The 17619-nt window shown below is 52.9% G+C and carries 14 protein-coding genes and 5 tRNA genes; 18 read left to right on the plus strand and 1 reads right to left on the minus strand.

Features of this window, described 5'->3' with window-relative positions; genetic code table 11:
* The first annotated feature begins 43 nt into the window (after positions 1-43).
* The 6 genes from SP99_RS00940 to dppF all read left to right on the plus strand — a co-directional run bounded on the left by SP99_RS00940 (position 44) and on the right by dppF (position 6461).
* Positions 44-120, plus strand: a tRNA-Pro gene (locus SP99_RS00940).
* A 620-nt stretch (positions 121-740) separates the two neighbouring features.
* A complete protein-coding gene (gene dppA / locus SP99_RS00945; protein ID WP_025759189.1) occupies positions 741-2348 on the plus strand; it encodes a dipeptide ABC transporter periplasmic-binding protein DppA in 1608 nt (535 codons plus the stop codon).
* 177 nt (positions 2349-2525) lie between these two features.
* The gene (gene dppB / locus SP99_RS00950) at positions 2526-3545 is read left to right on the plus strand and encodes a dipeptide ABC transporter permease DppB (protein WP_045285992.1); all 1020 of its coding nucleotides are present in this window, start codon (positions 2526-2528) and stop codon (positions 3543-3545) included.
* 9 nt (positions 3546-3554) lie between these two features.
* The gene (gene dppC, locus SP99_RS00955) at positions 3555-4457 is read left to right on the plus strand and encodes a dipeptide ABC transporter permease DppC (RefSeq protein WP_025759191.1); all 903 of its coding nucleotides are present in this window, start codon (positions 3555-3557) and stop codon (positions 4455-4457) included.
* Positions 4458-4467: 10 nt separating this feature from the next.
* On the plus strand, positions 4468-5451 hold the full coding sequence (gene dppD / locus SP99_RS00960; RefSeq protein WP_008502772.1) for a dipeptide ABC transporter ATP-binding protein: 984 nt from the start codon (positions 4468-4470) through the stop codon (positions 5449-5451).
* A complete protein-coding gene (gene dppF / locus SP99_RS00965; protein WP_008502773.1) occupies positions 5448-6461 on the plus strand; it encodes a dipeptide ABC transporter ATP-binding subunit DppF in 1014 nt (337 codons plus the stop codon). Before dppD ends, dppF begins: the two co-directional genes overlap by 4 nt.
* Before the next feature lie 45 nt (positions 6462-6506).
* Here the strand turns inward: dppF and coaA are convergent, their stop codons facing one another.
* Entirely contained in the window at positions 6507-7457 is a 951-nt protein-coding gene (gene coaA / locus SP99_RS00970) for a type I pantothenate kinase (RefSeq protein WP_025759195.1), read from the minus strand.
* A gap of 318 nt (positions 7458-7775) precedes the next feature.
* On the opposite strand from coaA, the gene SP99_RS00975 reads away from it, so the two are divergent.
* The 12 genes from SP99_RS00975 (at position 7776) to rpoB (ending at position 17547) form a co-directional block, all read left to right on the plus strand.
* Positions 7776-7851, plus strand: a tRNA-Thr gene (locus SP99_RS00975).
* 8 nt (positions 7852-7859) lie between these two features.
* Positions 7860-7944 (plus strand) — tRNA-Tyr (locus SP99_RS00980).
* A gap of 117 nt (positions 7945-8061) precedes the next feature.
* Positions 8062-8136: transfer RNA gene (locus tag SP99_RS00985), tRNA-Gly, on the plus strand.
* Positions 8137-8142: 6 nt separating this feature from the next.
* Positions 8143-8218, plus strand: a tRNA-Thr gene (locus SP99_RS00990).
* A gap of 118 nt (positions 8219-8336) precedes the next feature.
* Positions 8337-9521: an elongation factor Tu gene (gene tuf, locus SP99_RS00995; protein ID WP_014830236.1), complete on the plus strand. Its 1185-nt coding sequence runs from the start codon at positions 8337-8339 to the stop codon at positions 9519-9521.
* A 229-nt stretch (positions 9522-9750) separates the two neighbouring features.
* Positions 9751-10134 (plus strand): preprotein translocase subunit SecE, encoded by a 384-nt coding sequence (secE, locus tag SP99_RS01000; protein ID WP_013094999.1) that lies wholly within the window; start codon positions 9751-9753, stop codon positions 10132-10134.
* Between the two features lies 1 nt (position 10135).
* Positions 10136-10681, plus strand: a complete 546-nt coding sequence (gene nusG / locus SP99_RS01005) for a transcription termination/antitermination protein NusG (protein WP_003862341.1) — start codon at positions 10136-10138, stop codon at positions 10679-10681.
* 156 nt (positions 10682-10837) lie between these two features.
* A complete protein-coding gene (rplK, locus tag SP99_RS01010) occupies positions 10838-11266 on the plus strand; it encodes a 50S ribosomal protein L11 (RefSeq protein WP_008503452.1) in 429 nt (142 codons plus the stop codon).
* A 3-nt stretch (positions 11267-11269) separates the two neighbouring features.
* Positions 11270-11974 carry a 50S ribosomal protein L1 gene (gene rplA / locus SP99_RS01015; RefSeq protein WP_013095000.1) on the plus strand — a complete coding sequence of 235 codons (705 nt, stop codon included), beginning with the start codon at positions 11270-11272 and terminating at the stop codon, positions 11972-11974.
* 292 nt (positions 11975-12266) lie between these two features.
* Complete coding sequence (rplJ, locus tag SP99_RS01020; protein ID WP_013095001.1) at positions 12267-12764, plus strand: 50S ribosomal protein L10; 498 nt, start codon at positions 12267-12269, stop codon at positions 12762-12764.
* Positions 12765-12830: 66 nt separating this feature from the next.
* On the plus strand, positions 12831-13199 hold the full coding sequence (rplL, locus tag SP99_RS01025; RefSeq protein ID WP_013095002.1) for a 50S ribosomal protein L7/L12: 369 nt from the start codon (positions 12831-12833) through the stop codon (positions 13197-13199).
* A gap of 319 nt (positions 13200-13518) precedes the next feature.
* Positions 13519-17547 (plus strand): DNA-directed RNA polymerase subunit beta, encoded by a 4029-nt coding sequence (gene rpoB / locus SP99_RS01030; RefSeq protein WP_025759620.1) that lies wholly within the window; start codon positions 13519-13521, stop codon positions 17545-17547.
* The last annotated feature ends 72 nt before the right edge of the window (positions 17548-17619 follow it).

Below are 17619 nucleotides of genomic sequence, written 5' to 3' on the forward strand. Positions count from 1 at the left end.
GATTGACGGGGGCGCACCTCAGCAGTAAGATGCGCTCCGCATTCGGCGAGTAGCGCAGCTTGGTAGCGCAACTGGTTTGGGACCAGTGGGTCGGAGGTTCGAATCCTCTCTCGCCGACCACATTCTGAAAAGGGCTAACCGCAAGGTTAGCCCTTTTTGCATTATGATCTTAGCCCGCCAGAGTGGCCAAAATGCCCCTTAGCCTCGCTTCACCCTGCCTGTTAACGATTTTGTGACATAATCCATTGTATTTTTTTATATATAGATTGATCTTTTTTCGCGTTGCTTATGGATAACCTCAGCATTTTTCGCTGTGCGTTTTAACGTTCGCGGTATTTAGTGCTCAGATAATCACCATTCTGCAAGAAAATTTACCCATTCTGAATAAAAGTTAATCACTAATTGTTGCGCAATATGAAGATAGTTGTGCTGCAAGATGGCGAGTAGCATAAATTTCCCTGCTGAAAACTGGCATGCACAGTTTTTTTAATCTTTGTTTGCGGTTTCTCACACTCAGCGTAAATCCCCGTCACCTGTATTGACGTTTTCACATTCTGTTGACAGATTGTAGGGCATGAGGGGCATTTCAGGGACGATCTGCGCTGCAACTCAAACGCTCTTCTGAAAGGATTCTCCATCCCTTTAACGCCTTCGGGCATCACCGACCGGACCGGGTAAAAAATAAATAAAGGTCTGGCGGCGTAACACAACAAAGCAAAACATCACATTGGAGCAGAATAATGAGTATTTCCTTGAAGAAGTCAGGGATGCTGAAGCTTGGTCTGAGCCTGGTGGCTATGACCGTGGCAGCAAGCGTACAGGCAAAAACCCTGGTTTACTGTTCTGAAGGCTCGCCGGAAGGCTTTAACCCACAGCTCTTTACCTCTGGTACGACATACGACGCCAGTTCTGTACCAATCTATAACCGTCTGGTTGAATTCAAAACCGGTACTACGGAAGTGATCCCGGGGCTGGCGGAGAAGTGGGACGTCAGCGAAGACGGTAAAACCTATACCTTCCACCTGCGCAAGGGCGTGAAGTGGCAGGACAGCAAAGAATTCAAACCAACGCGTGACTTTAACGCCGACGACGTTGTGTTCTCCTTCGACCGTCAGAAAAACGCCCAGAACCCGTACCACAAAGTCTCTGGCGGCAGCTATGAATACTTCGAAGGGATGGGTCTGCCGGACCTGATCGCCGAAGTGAAAAAAGTGGACGATAATACCGTTCAGTTCGTGCTGACGCGTCCGGAAGCGCCATTCCTGGCGGACCTGGCCATGGACTTCGCCTCTATTCTGTCTAAAGAGTACGCGGATAATATGCTGAAAGCCGGTACGCCGGAGAAAGTCGACCTGAACCCAATCGGTACCGGTCCATTCCAGCTGCTGCAGTACCAGAAAGACTCCCGTATTCTCTACAAAGCGTTCGAAGGCTACTGGGGAACCAAGCCGAAGATCGACCGTCTGGTCTTCTCTATCACGCCTGATGCGTCAGTGCGTTATGCAAAACTGCAGAAAAACGAATGCCAGGTGATGCCATACCCGAACCCGGCTGACATTGCTCGTATGAAGCAGGATAAGAACATCAACCTGCTGGAGCAGGCAGGTCTGAACGTAGGCTACCTCTCTTTCAACACCGAGAAGAAACCGTTCGATGACGTGAAAGTGCGTCAGGCGCTGACTTACGCGGTGAACAAAGAAGCGATCATCAAAGCGGTTTACCAGGGCGCTGGCGTTGCTGCCAAAAACCTGATCCCACCGACCATGTGGGGCTATAACGATGACGTTAAAGACTACACCTACGATCCTGAGAAAGCGAAAGCGCTGCTGAAAGAAGCAGGCCAGGATAAAGGCTTTACCGTTGAGCTTTGGGCGATGCCGGTACAGCGTCCGTACAACCCGAACGCACGCCGCATGGCAGAAATGGTTCAGGCTGACTGGGCGAAGATTGGCGTTCAGGCCAAGATTGTGACCTACGAGTGGGGCGAGTATCTGAAGCGCGCCAAAGCGGGTGAGCACCAGGCGGTAATGATGGGCTGGACCGGTGACAATGGGGATCCGGACAACTTCTTCGCTACTCTGTTCAGCTGCGCGGCGGCAAAAGATGGTTCTAACTACTCTCGCTGGTGCTACAAGCCGTTTGAAGACCTGATCCAGCCGGCGCGTGCGACCGACGATCACAACAAACGTATTGAACTGTACAAGCAGGCGCAGGTTGTCATGCACGATCAGGCTCCGGCGCTGATTGTTGCTCACTCCACCGTGTACGAGCCAGTGCGCAAAGAAGTGAAAGGCTACGTGGTTGATCCACTGGGCAAACACCACTTCGAAAACGTTTCTGTTGAATAATTAAAAGCCACGCCAGGCGACGCTGCGCTTGCACTGGCCTACGGTATGTAGGCCGGGTAAGCGTAGCGCCACCCGGCAGCAGTGCTTTATTCCCTCTCTGAAAGGAGAGGGGATAAGATTTGTGAGCAATACAGACGCCACGCCACTGGTCGTGCGTCATCAGAGAGAATCCGGGTTATGTTGCAGTTCATCCTCCGACGTCTGGGACTTGTTATCCCCACGTTTATCGGTATCACCCTTCTCACTTTTGCCTTCGTCCATATGATCCCCGGCGACCCGGTAATGATTATGGCGGGCGAGCGTGGTATTTCCCCTGAGCGCCATGCACAGCTGCTGGCTGAACTCGGCCTCGATAAGCCGATGTGGCAGCAGTACCTCCATTATATTTGGGGCGTCATGCACGGCGACTTAGGGATTTCGCTGAAAAGCCGTCTTCCGGTGTGGGACGAGTTCGTGCCGCGTTTTAAAGCGACACTGGAGCTTGGCGTCTGCGCCATGATTTTTGCCACCGCGGTGGGTATTCCGGTTGGGGTACTGGCTGCCGTTAAACGTGGCTCCATTTTTGACCATACTGCCGTGGGCCTGGCGCTGACCGGCTACTCCATGCCTATCTTCTGGTGGGGCATGATGCTGATCATGCTGGTCTCGGTTCAGCTTAACCTGACGCCGGTCTCCGGGCGCGTCAGCGACATGGTCTTCCTGGATGACTCCAACCCGCTCACTGGCTTTATGCTGATTGATACGGCTATCTGGGGTGAAGAGGGCAATTTCATTGATGCCGTCGCGCATATGATCCTGCCTGCCATGGTGCTGGGCACCATTCCTCTGGCGGTCATCGTGCGTATGACCCGTTCGTCCATGCTGGAAGTGCTGGGTGAGGATTATATCCGCACCGCGCGCGCCAAGGGCCTGACGCGTATGCGCGTCATCATCGTCCATGCGCTGCGTAATGCCATGCTGCCGGTGGTAACCGTTATCGGGCTGCAGGTGGGGACACTGCTGGCGGGGGCGATCCTGACCGAAACCATCTTCTCCTGGCCGGGTCTGGGCCGGTGGCTGATTGATGCGCTGCAACGCCGTGACTATCCGGTTGTGCAGGGCGGTGTACTGCTGGTCGCGACGATGATTATCCTCGTCAACCTGCTGGTCGATTTGCTGTACGGCGTGGTGAACCCGCGTATTCGTCATAAGAAGTAAGGGGCCATCATGTCACACGTTTCTGAAAATAAAGTGGTTGCTGCACCGGTTCCAATGACGCCGCTGCAGGAATTCTGGCACTACTTCAAGCGCAACAAAGGCGCGGTGGTGGGGCTGGTGTATGTCTCTATCATGATCCTCATTGCGGTGTTTGCGAACGTGCTGGCACCGTATAACCCGGCGGACCAGTTCCGCGATGCGCTGCTTGCCCCCCCGGCATGGCAGGATGGCGGTAGCCTGGCGCACCTGTTAGGTACCGATGACGTGGGCCGCGACGTGTTGTCGCGTCTGATGTATGGCGCGCGACTGTCGCTGCTGGTCGGCTGCCTGGTGGTGGTGCTGTCCCTGATTATGGGGATCATCCTCGGCCTGGTTGCGGGTTATTTCGGCGGTATCGTTGATAACATCATCATGCGTATTGTCGACATCATGCTGGCGCTACCTAGTCTGCTGTTGGCCCTGGTGCTGGTGGCGATATTTGGCCCGTCGATCGGTAACGCCGCGCTGGCGCTGACCTTCGTGGCACTCCCTCACTACGTACGTTTAACCCGTGCGGCAGTGCTGGTGGAAGTGAATCGCGACTACGTCACCGCGTCTCGCGTGGCGGGTGCGGGTGCGATGCGTCAGATGTTCGTCAATATCTTCCCTAACTGCCTTGCGCCGCTGATTGTTCAGGCGTCGCTCGGTTTCTCTAACGCCATTCTTGATATGGCCGCTCTTGGCTTCCTGGGCATGGGTGCGCAGCCGCCAACACCGGAGTGGGGCACCATGCTCTCCGACGTGTTGCAGTTCGCACAAAGCGCCTGGTGGGTTGTCACCTTCCCGGGTTTGGCAATCCTGCTGACGGTGCTGGCATTTAACCTGATGGGTGATGGCCTGCGTGATGCACTTGATCCCAAACTGAAGCAGTAAGAGGCACGAGATGGCGTTATTAAATGTAGATAAATTATCGGTGCACTTCGGCGATGAAGGCACCCCGTTTCGCGCCGTGGACCGCATCAGCTACAGCGTTAATCAGGGCGAAGTGGTAGGTATTGTCGGGGAGTCCGGTTCCGGTAAGTCAGTAAGCTCACTGGCGATCATGGGGCTGATTGATTATCCGGGCCGCGTGATGGCGGAAAACCTGCAGTTCAACGGTCAGGATCTGAAGCGCATTTCCGAGAAACAGCGCCGCCAGCTGGTGGGCGCGGAAGTGGCGATGATTTTCCAGGACCCGATGACCAGCCTGAACCCTTGCTACACAGTGGGTTTCCAGATTATGGAAGCGATCAAGGTGCATCAGGGCGGGAATAAGAAAACCCGTCGCCAGCGTGCGATCGATCTGCTGAACCAGGTCGGGATCCCTGACCCGGCATCCCGTCTGGACGTTTACCCGCATCAGCTCTCCGGTGGGATGAGTCAGCGCGTAATGATCGCGATGGCGATTGCCTGTCGACCAAAGCTGCTGATTGCGGATGAGCCGACGACGGCGCTGGATGTGACCATTCAGGCGCAAATCATCGAGCTGCTGCTGGAGCTGCAGCAGAAAGAGAATATGGCACTGGTGCTGATTACGCACGACCTGGCGCTGGTGGCCGAAGCGGCGCATAAGATCATCGTGATGTATGCCGGCCAGGTGGTCGAGACCGGAAATTCGCACGATATTTTCCGCGCGCCGCGTCACCCGTATACCCAGGCGCTTTTACGCGCGCTGCCGGAGTTTGCCCAGGACAAAGCGCGCCTGGCGTCGCTGCCGGGCGTGGTACCGGGTAAATATGACCGTCCGCAGGGCTGTCTGCTTAACCCGCGCTGTCCGTATGCGACAGACAAATGTCGGGCAGAAGAGCCAGAGCTGAACCAGCTTGCTGACGGTCGTCAGTCAAAATGCCACTACCCACTCGATGATGCCGGGAGGCCAACACTATGAGTACGCAACAGGCCACCACGCAACAGCCGCTGTTGCAGGCCATCGATCTGAAAAAATACTACCCGGTGAAGAAGGGACTGTTTGCCCCTGAGCGCCTGGTGAAAGCGCTGGACGGCGTCTCCTTTAACCTCGAACGCGGTAAAACGCTGGCGGTGGTGGGGGAGTCTGGCTGCGGTAAATCCACGCTGGGCCGTCTGCTGACGATGATTGAAGTGCCGACCGGCGGCGAGCTCTATTATCAGGGTCAGGATCTGCTCAAGCATGACCCGCAGGCGCAGAAGCTGCGTCGCCAGAAAATCCAGATTGTGTTTCAGAACCCGTACGGTTCGTTGAACCCGCGTAAAAAAGTAGGGCAGATTCTGGAAGAGCCGCTGTTGATTAACAGCAATCTGAGCAAAGAGCAGCGCCGTGAAAAAGCGCTGGCGATGATGGCGAAGGTCGGGCTCAAAACCGAGCATTATGACCGCTATCCGCATATGTTCTCCGGCGGGCAGCGTCAGCGTATCGCGATCGCGCGGGGGCTGATGCTCGATCCGGACGTGGTGATTGCCGATGAACCGGTTTCAGCGCTCGATGTTTCCGTCCGCGCGCAGGTGCTAAACCTGATGATGGATCTGCAGCAGGAGCTGGGGCTCTCTTACGTCTTCATCTCCCACGACCTGTCGGTAGTGGAGCATATCGCTGATGAAGTGATGGTGATGTATCTGGGACGCTGCGTGGAGAAGGGGACCAAAGACCAGATTTTTAATAATCCTCGTCACCCGTATACCCAGGCGCTGCTGTCTGCGACGCCGCGTCTGAACCCGGACGATCGTCGTGAGCGTATTAAGCTGACGGGTGAACTGCCAAGCCCGCTTAATCCACCTCCGGGATGTGCATTCAACGCCCGCTGCAGCCGTCGCTTTGGCCCTTGCACCCAGCTACAGCCGCAGCTGAAGGAGTATGGTGGTCAGCTGGTTGCCTGCTTCGCGGTCGATCAGGATGAAAATGGCGAGAAGCCACACGCATAAAATAAAAAAAACCGGCGCTTAGCCGGTTTTTTTATGTCTGCGTGATTACTTCCGCAAGCGAATCTGGTCAACGGCGTGCTTCTCGCTCTTGGTGAGGATCAGGCTCGCACGCTCGCGTGTGGGCAGGATGTTCTCTTTGAGGTTCACGTAGTTGATCTCTTTCCACAGCCCCGTGGCCACATTGATCGCTTCTTCTTCAGATAGCTGAGCATAGTGATGGAAATAGGAGTCCGGGTCAGTGAACGCCCCTTCACGGAACTTCAGGAAGCGGTTGATGTACCAGTTTTGCAGAAGGTCTTCCGGCGCATCGACATAAATAGAGAAATCGACGAAATCAGAGACAAAGACATGATGCGGATCGTGAGGATAATCCATGCCACTTTGCAGCACGTTCAGACCTTCCAGAATCAGGATATCCGGCTGGACCACAGTTTTATCCCCACCCGGGATGCGATCGTAGATCAGGTGTGAATAGACTGGCGCCGTCACGTGAGGCACGCCAGATTTCAGATCGGAGACAAATTTCACCAGGCGGTGCATATCATAAGAGAGCGGGAAGCCTTTCTTCTTCATCAGCCCGCGTTCTTTTAATACTTCGTTCGGATGCAGGAAACCGTCGGTGGTGATCAACTCTACGCTGCGGTGCTCGGGCCAGCGGCTCAACAGCGCCTGCAGGACACGTGCGGTGGTGCTTTTACCCACGGCCACGCTGCCGGCAATACTGATGATATAAGGAATGCGTTGACCGTTGGTTCCAAGGAACTGCTCCAGCACCGCCTGACGACGCAGGTTGGAGCTGATATAGAAGTTAAGCAAGCGAGAGAGGGGGAGATAAATTTCTGCCACCTCTTCCAGGGACAGATCTTCGTTTATCCCTTTTAACCGTGCGATTTCACCTTCCGTCAGCGTCATAGGGACGGAATCACGCAGGGCAGCCCACTGACTGCGGTTAAAGTGAAGGTAAGGCGTCATTAACGTTTGCTCTTTTTTGCTCATAAGCATGCTTCAGTGAGCCAGCATCACAACTGCCGGATCGTGGCTCATCACACAGTTAATTTTGGACAATGGGCAGGAGGTTAACACCAGATGACAGGAATAATAAGAAAAAAGATGGAAAGCGCTGCGTAACGCGGAAGCCGTCACGCTACGGTGTATACGGTGCAAATCACACTGATATGTTGAATATTTGACCGTGAATGACTACTTTTACAGCGCTCAATGCGCTGTTCGCATAAAATGTGAGCGAAAGAACGTTTTATGCAAATTTTTAGTTGCATGACCGCGCAGGTATCCATAGAATGCGCGCTACTTGATGCCGACTTAGCTCAGTAGGTAGAGCAACTGACTTGTAATCAGTAGGTCACCAGTTCGATTCCGGTAGTCGGCACCATCAAGTCCGGTGGGGTTCCCGAGCGGCCAAAGGGAGCAGACTGTAAATCTGCCGTCACAGACTTCGAAGGTTCGAATCCTTCCCCCACCACCACTTTCTGGCAGCGTAAATGCCGCCGGAGCTGGTTTAAAAGCTGAATCAGCTCGAACTGAAAAAGAGAGAAATCTCTTTTTTTGTTACAGAAAGAACTGGGTAGCCGAGTTTCAGGATGCGGGCATCGTATAATGGCTATTACCTCAGCCTTCCAAGCTGATGATGCGGGTTCGATTCCCGCTGCCCGCTCCAATACGTGCTGATATGGCTCAGTTGGTAGAGCGCACCCTTGGTAAGGGTGAGGTCCCCAGTTCGACTCTGGGTATCAGCACCACTTCACTTCTCCTTCCCGTTTCTCTCTGTTTCAATTTTACTGTATTCAACAATTCAGGCATTTCGCCTGGTTGATGTGGTGATATCACCGATTTATCCGTGTCTTAGAGGGACAATCGATGTCTAAAGAAAAGTTTGAACGTACAAAACCGCACGTTAACGTCGGTACTATCGGCCACGTTGACCATGGTAAAACAACGCTGACCGCTGCAATCACTACCGTTCTGGCAAAAACCTACGGTGGTTCTGCTCGTGCATTCGACCAGATCGATAACGCACCAGAAGAAAAAGCTCGTGGTATCACCATCAACACCTCTCACGTTGAGTACGACACCCCGACTCGCCACTACGCACACGTAGACTGCCCAGGCCACGCCGACTATGTTAAAAACATGATCACCGGTGCTGCGCAGATGGACGGCGCGATCCTGGTAGTTGCTGCGACTGACGGCCCAATGCCTCAGACTCGTGAGCACATCCTGCTGGGTCGTCAGGTAGGCGTTCCTTACATCATCGTGTTCCTGAACAAGTGCGACATGGTTGATGACGAAGAGCTGCTGGAACTGGTAGAGATGGAAGTTCGTGAACTGCTGTCTCAGTACGATTTCCCAGGCGACGATACCCCAATCGTTCGTGGTTCTGCTCTGAAAGCGCTGGAAGGCGACGCAGAGTGGGAAGCGAAAATCATCGAACTGGCTGGCTTCCTGGATTCTTACATCCCAGAACCAGAGCGTGCGATTGACAAGCCATTCCTGCTGCCAATCGAAGACGTATTCTCCATCTCCGGTCGTGGTACCGTTGTTACCGGTCGTGTAGAGCGCGGTATCATCAAAGTTGGCGAAGAAGTTGAAATCGTTGGTATCAAAGAGACTGCGAAGTCTACCTGTACTGGCGTTGAAATGTTCCGCAAACTGCTGGACGAAGGCCGTGCTGGTGAGAACGTTGGTGTTCTGCTGCGTGGTATCAAACGTGAAGAAATCGAACGTGGTCAGGTTCTGGCGAAGCCAGGCTCAATCAAGCCACACACCAAGTTCGAATCTGAAGTGTACATCCTGTCCAAAGACGAAGGCGGCCGTCATACTCCGTTCTTCAAAGGCTACCGTCCACAGTTCTACTTCCGTACAACTGACGTGACCGGTACCATCGAACTGCCAGAAGGCGTTGAGATGGTAATGCCAGGCGACAACATCAAGATGGTTGTGACTCTGATCCACCCAATCGCGATGGACGACGGTCTGCGTTTCGCAATCCGTGAAGGTGGCCGTACCGTTGGCGCGGGCGTGGTTGCTAAAGTTCTCGGCTAATTGCTGATAACATTTGACGCAATGCGCAATAAAAGGGCATCATTTGATGCCCTTTTTGCACGCTTTCACGTCAGAACCTGGCTCATCAGTGATTATTTTTGTCATAATCATTGCTGAGACAGGCTCTGCAGAGAGCGTATAATTCGAAAAGCGAATTAGCATTTCGATTTGGTTTGCCTCGCAATCGCGGGGTGAAAATGTTTGTAGAATACTTCTGACAGGTTGGTTTATGAGTGCGAATACCGAAGCTCAAGGGAGCGGGCGCGGCCTGGAAGCGATGAAATGGGTAGTGGTAGCCGTTCTGCTGATCGTAGCGATTGTCGGTAACTACCTTTATCGTGACATTATGCTGCCGCTACGCGCGCTTGCAGTGGTAATTCTGATTGCTGCAGCGGGTGGTGTCGCGCTGTTGACGACGAAAGGCAAAGCGACTGTCGCTTTTGCTCGCGAAGCGCGTACCGAAGTCCGCAAGGTAATTTGGCCGACTCGCCAGGAAACATTGCACACCACGCTGATCGTAGCGGCGGTTACCGCTGTAATGTCACTGATCCTGTGGGGACTGGATGGTATTCTGGTTCGCCTGGTATCCTTTATCACTGGCCTGAGGTTCTGAGATGTCTGAAGCCCCTAAAAAGCGCTGGTACGTCGTTCAGGCGTTTTCCGGTTTTGAAGGCCGCGTAGCAACGTCGCTGCGTGAGCATATCAAATTACACAACATGGAAGAGTTATTTGGCGAAGTTATGGTTCCGACCGAAGAAGTGGTTGAGATCCGTGGCGGCCAACGTCGCAAAAGCGAGCGTAAATTCTTCCCGGGTTACGTGCTGGTTCAGATGGTTATGAACGACGCGAGCTGGCACCTTGTGCGCAGCGTACCGCGTGTGATGGGCTTTATCGGCGGCACGTCTGACCGTCCGGCGCCAATCAGCGACAAAGAAGTTGATGCGATTATGAACCGCCTGCAGCAGGTGGGCGATAAGCCGCGTCCGAAAACGCTGTTTGAACCGGGTGAAATGGTGCGTGTTAATGACGGTCCGTTTGCTGACTTTAACGGCGTCGTTGAAGAAGTGGACTACGAGAAGTCCCGCCTGAAAGTGTCTGTTTCTATCTTCGGTCGTGCGACCCCGGTAGAGCTGGACTTCGCTCAGGTCGAAAAAGCCTAAGCAGCGATCAAAAAAGCGACGATTTAATCGTTGCACAGGGCGCGAGATTGGAATACAATTTCGCGCCTTTTGTTTTTATGGGTTAAGGCCCGTAAAACGAATTTTATTCACGGGGAGCCTCACTGAGGCGTTATCACCCAATCAGAGGATTTTAGAATGGCTAAGAAAGTACAAGCCTACGTCAAGCTGCAGGTTGCAGCGGGTATGGCGAACCCAAGTCCACCAGTTGGTCCAGCTCTGGGTCAGCAGGGTGTGAACATCATGGAATTCTGTAAAGCGTTCAACGCCAAAACTGAATCCCTGGAAAAAGGTCTGCCAATCCCAGTTGTTATCACTGTTTACGCTGACCGTTCTTTCACTTTCGTTACCAAAACCCCTCCAGCAGCTGTTCTGCTGAAGAAAGCGGCTGGTATCAAGTCTGGTTCCGGTAAGCCGAACAAAGACAAAGTGGGTAAAATTTCCCGCGCTCAGCTGCAGGAAATCGCGCAGACCAAAGCTGCCGACATGACTGGTGCCGACATTGAAGCGATGACTCGCTCAATCGAAGGTACTGCACGTTCCATGGGCCTGGTAGTGGAGGACTAAGAAATGGCTAAACTGACCAAGCGCATGTCCGTGATCCGTGACAAAGTTGATGCGACCAAACAGTATGACATCAACGAAGCTATCGCTCTGCTGAAAGAACTGGCGACCGCTAAGTTCGTTGAAAGCGTTGACGTTGCTGTTAACCTGGGCATCGATGCTCGTAAATCTGATCAGAACGTTCGTGGCGCGACTGTACTGCCACACGGTACTGGCCGTTCCGTTCGCGTAGCTGTATTTACTCAGGGTGCAAACGCAGAAGCTGCTAAAGCTGCTGGCGCTGAACTGGTAGGTATGGAAGATCTGGCTGACCAGATCAAGAAAGGCGAAATGAACTTCGACGTTGTTATCGCATCTCCAGATGCAATGCGCGTTGTTGGCCAGCTGGGCCAGGTTCTGGGTCCACGCGGCCTGATGCCAAACCCGAAAGTGGGTACTGTAACCCCTAACGTTGCTGAAGCGGTTAAGAACGCTAAAGCAGGTCAGGTTCGTTATCGTAACGACAAAAACGGCATCATCCACACCACCATCGGTAAAGTGGACTTCGACGCTGACAAACTGAAAGAAAACCTGGAAGCTCTGCTGGTTGCGCTGAAAAAAGCAAAACCAACTCAGGCGAAAGGCGTGTACATCAAGAAAGTTAGCATCTCCACCACCATGGGTGCAGGTGTTGCAGTTGACCAGGCTGGCCTGAGCGCTGCTGCAAACTAATGCCTTTACGTGGGCGGTGATTTTGTCTACAATCTTACCCCCACGTTTGCTAACGAAAGTTAGCGGCTAAAAGAATTGTTCGTTGGAGCCTGGCCTAATCCAGGCCTCCGTCGAAGACCGCAGGTGTTTCGCAAGAGACTTAATCCCCTGCGTAGACGGTGACAGAACGCTAAGATTATTTTTGGATATTCTGGCTTGTTTCTGCTCACCGTATTAAGACGCTCTTTCCGTTGGGAAGAGTGAAGTGAGTTCCGGAACATGAGTTCCGGCAAACATCCAGGAGCAAAAGCTAATGGCTTTAAATCTTCAAGACAAACAAGCGATTGTTGCTGAAGTCAGCGAAGTAGCCAAAGGCGCGCTGTCTGCAGTAGTTGCGGATTCCCGTGGCGTAACTGTAGATAAAATGACTGAACTGCGTAAAGCAGGTCGTGAAGCTGGCGTTTACATGCGTGTTGTTCGTAACACCCTGCTGCGTCGTGCTGTTGAAGGTACCTCTTTTGAGTGCCTGAAAGACACGTTTGTTGGTCCGACCCTGATTGCATACTCTATGGAACACCCGGGCGCTGCTGCTCGTCTGTTCAAAGAGTTCGCGAAAGCGAATGCAAAATTTGAGGTCAAAGCCGCTGCCTTTGAAGGTGAGCTGATCCCGGCGTCTCAGATCGACCGCCTGGCAACTCTGCCGACCTACGAAGAAGCAATTGCACGCCTGATGGCAACCATGAAAGAAGCTTCGGCTGGCAAACTGGTTCGTACTCTGGCTGCTGTACGCGATGCGAAAGAAGCTGCTTAATCGCAGTTATCTTTATAAAGCATCTGCTTACGTATAAACTTATTCTGATATTCAGGAACAATTTAAATGTCTATCACTAAAGATCAAATCATTGAAGCAGTATCCGCTATGTCCGTAATGGACGTTGTTGAGCTGATCTCTGCAATGGAAGAAAAATTCGGTGTTTCTGCTGCTGCTGCTGTAGCTGTTGCTGCTGGCCCAGCTGCTGACGCTGCTGAAGAGAAAACTGAATTCGACGTAATTCTGAAAGCTGCTGGCGCGAACAAAGTTGCTGTAATCAAAGCTGTTCGTGGCGCTACCGGTCTGGGTCTGAAAGAAGCTAAAGACCTGGTAGAATCTGCTCCAGCTGCGCTGAAAGAAGGCGTGAGCAAAGACGACGCAGAAGCACTGAAAAAATCTCTGGAAGAAGCTGGCGCTGAAGTTGAAGTTAAATAAGCCAACTTTTCTGGTTGCAGCCTAAGTCATTAGGCTGATGGCTGGTGACTTTTTAGTCACCAGCCTTTTTGCGCTGTAAGGCCTCGGTAGCATTTCACACTGTTTGACTATCGATGTGTCTTTCAATGCTTGTTTCTATCGACGACTTAATATACTGCGACAGGGTGCTCGCTCTGTGTAAATCGCAATGAAATGGTTTAAGCGTGATAGCAACAGGTATTGCGGAAAGTATTCAATTTTCCGGTCCACAAAATGGTGTTGCACAAACTGTCCCTTCGTCGGACAGATGGGTCGACTTGTCAGCGAGCTGAGGAACCCTATGGTTTACTCCTATACCGAGAAAAAACGTATTCGTAAGGATTTTGGTAAACGTCCACAAGTTCTGGACATTCCATATCTCCTTTCTATCCAGCTTGACTCGTTCCAGAAGTTTATCGAGCAAGATCCTGAAGGGCAGTACGGTCTGGAAGCCGCCTTCCGTTCCGTGTTCCCAATTCAGAGCTACAGCGGTAACTCCGAGCTGCAGTACGTCAGCTATCGCCTTGGCGAGCCGGTGTTTGACGTTCAGGAATGTCAGATCCGTGGCGTGACCTATTCCGCACCGCTGCGCGTAAAACTGCGTCTGGTGATCTATGAGCGCGAAGCGCCAGAAGGCACCGTAAAAGACATTAAAGAACAAGAAGTCTACATGGGTGAAATTCCACTCATGACGGACAACGGTACTTTCGTTATCAACGGTACTGAGCGTGTTATCGTTTCCCAGCTGCATCGTAGCCCGGGCGTCTTCTTCGACAGCGATAAAGGTAAAACACACTCTTCCGGTAAAGTACTGTATAACGCGCGCATCATTCCTTACCGTGGTTCATGGCTGGACTTCGAGTTCGATCCAAAAGACAACCTGTTTGTCCGTATCGACCGTCGTCGTAAACTGCCTGCAACCATCATTCTGCGTGCACTGAACTATACCACTGAGCAGATCCTGGACCTGTTCTTTGAGAAAGTGATCTTTGAAATCCGCGACAACAAGCTGCAGATGGAGCTGGTGCCGGAACGTCTGCGTGGTGAGACCGCGTCGTTCGACATCGAAGCTGACGGCAAAGTGTATGTGGAAAAAGGTCGCCGTATCACCGCGCGCCACATCCGCCAGCTGGAAAAAGATGATATCAAACACATCGAAGTTCCGGTTGAATACATTGCAGGAAAAGTAGCCGCGAAAGATTACGTTGATGAATCAACTGGCGAGCTGATCTGCCCGGCGAACATGGAGCTGAGCCTGGATCTGCTGGCTAAGCTGAGTCAGGCTGGTCACAAACGTATCGAAACGCTGTTCACCAACGATCTGGACCACGGTCCATATATCTCTGAGACTATTCGCGTCGACCCAACGACCGACCGTCTGAGCGCGCTGGTTGAAATCTACCGCATGATGCGTCCTGGTGAGCCACCAACTCGCGAAGCGGCTGAAAGCCTGTTCGAGAACCTGTTCTTCTCCGAAGACCGCTACGATCTGTCTGCAGTGGGTCGTATGAAGTTCAACCGTTCTCTGCTGCGTGATGAGATCGAAGGTTCCGGTATCCTGAGCAAAGACGACATCATCGAAGTGATGAAGAAGCTCATCGATATCCGTAACGGTAAAGGCGAAGTGGACGATATCGACCACCTCGGTAACCGCCGTATCCGTTCCGTAGGCGAAATGGCGGAAAACCAGTTCCGCGTTGGCCTGGTACGTGTAGAACGTGCGGTGAAAGAGCGTCTGTCTCTGGGCGATCTGGATACCCTGATGCCTCAGGATATGATCAACGCCAAGCCGATTTCTGCAGCAGTGAAAGAGTTCTTCGGTTCCAGCCAGCTGTCTCAGTTCATGGACCAGAACAACCCGCTGTCTGAGATTACGCACAAGCGTCGTATCTCTGCACTCGGCCCAGGCGGTCTGACCCGTGAACGCGCAGGCTTCGAAGTTCGAGACGTACACCCGACGCACTACGGTCGCGTATGTCCAATCGAAACGCCTGAAGGTCCAAACATCGGTCTGATCAACTCCCTGTCCGTGTACGCACAGACGAACGAATACGGTTTCCTCGAGACGCCGTACCGTAAAGTGACTGACGGTGTTGTGACCGACGAAATTCATTACCTGTCTGCTATCGAAGAAGGCAACTACGTTATCGCTCAGGCGAACTCCAACCTGGATGACGAAGGCCACTTTGTAGAAGATCTGGTTACCTGCCGTAGCAAAGGCGAATCCAGCTTGTTCAGCCGCGACCAGGTTGACTACATGGACGTATCCACCCAGCAGGTGGTATCCGTCGGTGCGTCCCTGATCCCGTTCCTGGAACACGATGACGCCAACCGTGCATTGATGGGTGCGAACATGCAACGTCAGGCCGTTCCAACTCTGCGTGCTGATAAGCCGCTGGTTGGTACCGGTATGGAACGTGCTGTTGCCGTTGACTCCGGTGTTACTGCAGTTGCTAAGCGTGGCGGTACCGTACAGTACGTCGACGCATCCCGTATCGTTATCAAAGTTAACGAAGACGAGATGTATCCGGGCGAAGCGGGTATCGACATCTATAACCTGACCAAATACACCCGTTCTAACCAGAACACCTGTATCAACCAGATGCCATGTGTGTCTCTGGGTGAGCCGGTCGAGCGCGGCGACGTGCTGGCAGACGGCCCATCCACCGACCTCGGTGAACTGGCGCTCGGTCAGAACATGCGCGTAGCGTTCATGCCGTGGAACGGTTACAACTTCGAAGACTCCATCCTCGTTTCCGAGCGTGTGGTTCAGGAAGATCGTTTCACCACCATCCACATTCAGGAACTGGCATGTGTGTCCCGTGACACCAAGCTGGGGCCAGAAGAGATCACCGCTGACATCCCTAACGTGGGTGAAGCTGCGCTCTCCAAACTGGATGAATCCGGTATCGTTTACATCGGTGCGGAAGTGACTGGCGGCGATATTCTGGTTGGTAAGGTTACGCCGAAAGGTGAAACCCAGCTGACGCCAGAAGAGAAACTGCTGCGTGCAATCTTCGGTGAGAAAGCGTCTGACGTTAAAGACTCTTCTCTGCGCGTACCAAACGGTGTTTCCGGTACGGTTATCGACGTTCAGGTCTTCACCCGTGACGGCGTTGAGAAAGATAAACGTGCGCTGGAAATCGAAGAGATGCAGCTCAAACAGGCTAAGAAAGACCTGTCTGAAGAACTGCAGATCCTCGAAGCGGGTCTGTTCAGCCGTATCTATGCGGTACTGGTTGCCGGTGGCGTTGAAGCTGAGAAGCTCGACAAACTGCCACGCGATCGCTGGCTGGAACTGGGCCTGACCGACGAAGAGAAACAGAATCAGCTGGAACAGCTGGCTGAGCAGTATGACGAACTGAAACACGAGTTCGAGAAAAAACTCGAAGCGAAACGCCGCAAAATCACTCAGGGCGACGATCTGGCACCAGGCGTGCTGAAGATTGTTAAGGTGTATCTGGCTGTTAAACGTCAGATCCAGCCTGGTGATAAGATGGCAGGTCGTCACGGTAACAAGGGTGTTATCTCTAAGATCAACCCGATCGAAGATATGCCGCACGATGCTAACGGTACGCCGGTAGATATCGTACTGAACCCGCTGGGCGTACCGTCTCGTATGAACATCGGTCAGATTCTGGAAACCCACCTGGGTATGGCTGCGAAAGGTATTGGCGACAAGATTAACGCCATGCTGAAACAGCAGCAGGAAGTCGCGAAACTGCGCGAATTCATCCAGCGTGCCTACGATCTGGGTACCGATGTGCGTCAGAAAGTCGACCTGAACACCTTCAGCGATGAAGAAGTGCTGCGTCTGGCAGAGAACCTGCGCAAAGGTATGCCAATTGCAACGCCGGTATTCGACGGTGCAAAAGAAGCTGAAATCAAAGAGCTGCTGCAACTGGGTGGTCTGCCAACGTCTGGCCAGATTACGCTGTTTGACGGCCGTACCGGTGAACAGTTCGAGCGTCCGGTAACCGTAGGTTACATGTACATGCTGAAACTGAACCACCTGGTCGACGACAAGATGCACGCTCGTTCTACCGGTTCTTACAGCCTGGTTACTCAGCAGCCGCTGGGTGGTAAGGCACAGTTCGGTGGTCAGCGCTTCGGGGAGATGGAAGTGTGGGCGCTGGAAGCATACGGCGCAGCATACACCCTGCAGGAAATGCTCACCGTTAAGTCTGATGACGTGAACGGTCGTACCAAGATGTATAAGAACATCGTGGACGGCAACCATCAGATGGAGCCGGGCATGCCAGAATCCTTCAACGTACTGTTGAAAGAGATTCGTTCGCTGGGTATCAACATCGAACTGGAAGACGAGTAATTCTCGCTCAAACAGGTCACTGCTGTCGGGTTAACCCCCGACAGCAGAGTGTGCTAACTCCGACGGGAGCAA

This window comes from Enterobacter sp. BIDMC92, assembly GCF_001030225.1.
In the GTDB taxonomy this organism is placed as follows: Bacteria; Pseudomonadota; Gammaproteobacteria; order Enterobacterales; family Enterobacteriaceae; genus Enterobacter; species Enterobacter sichuanensis.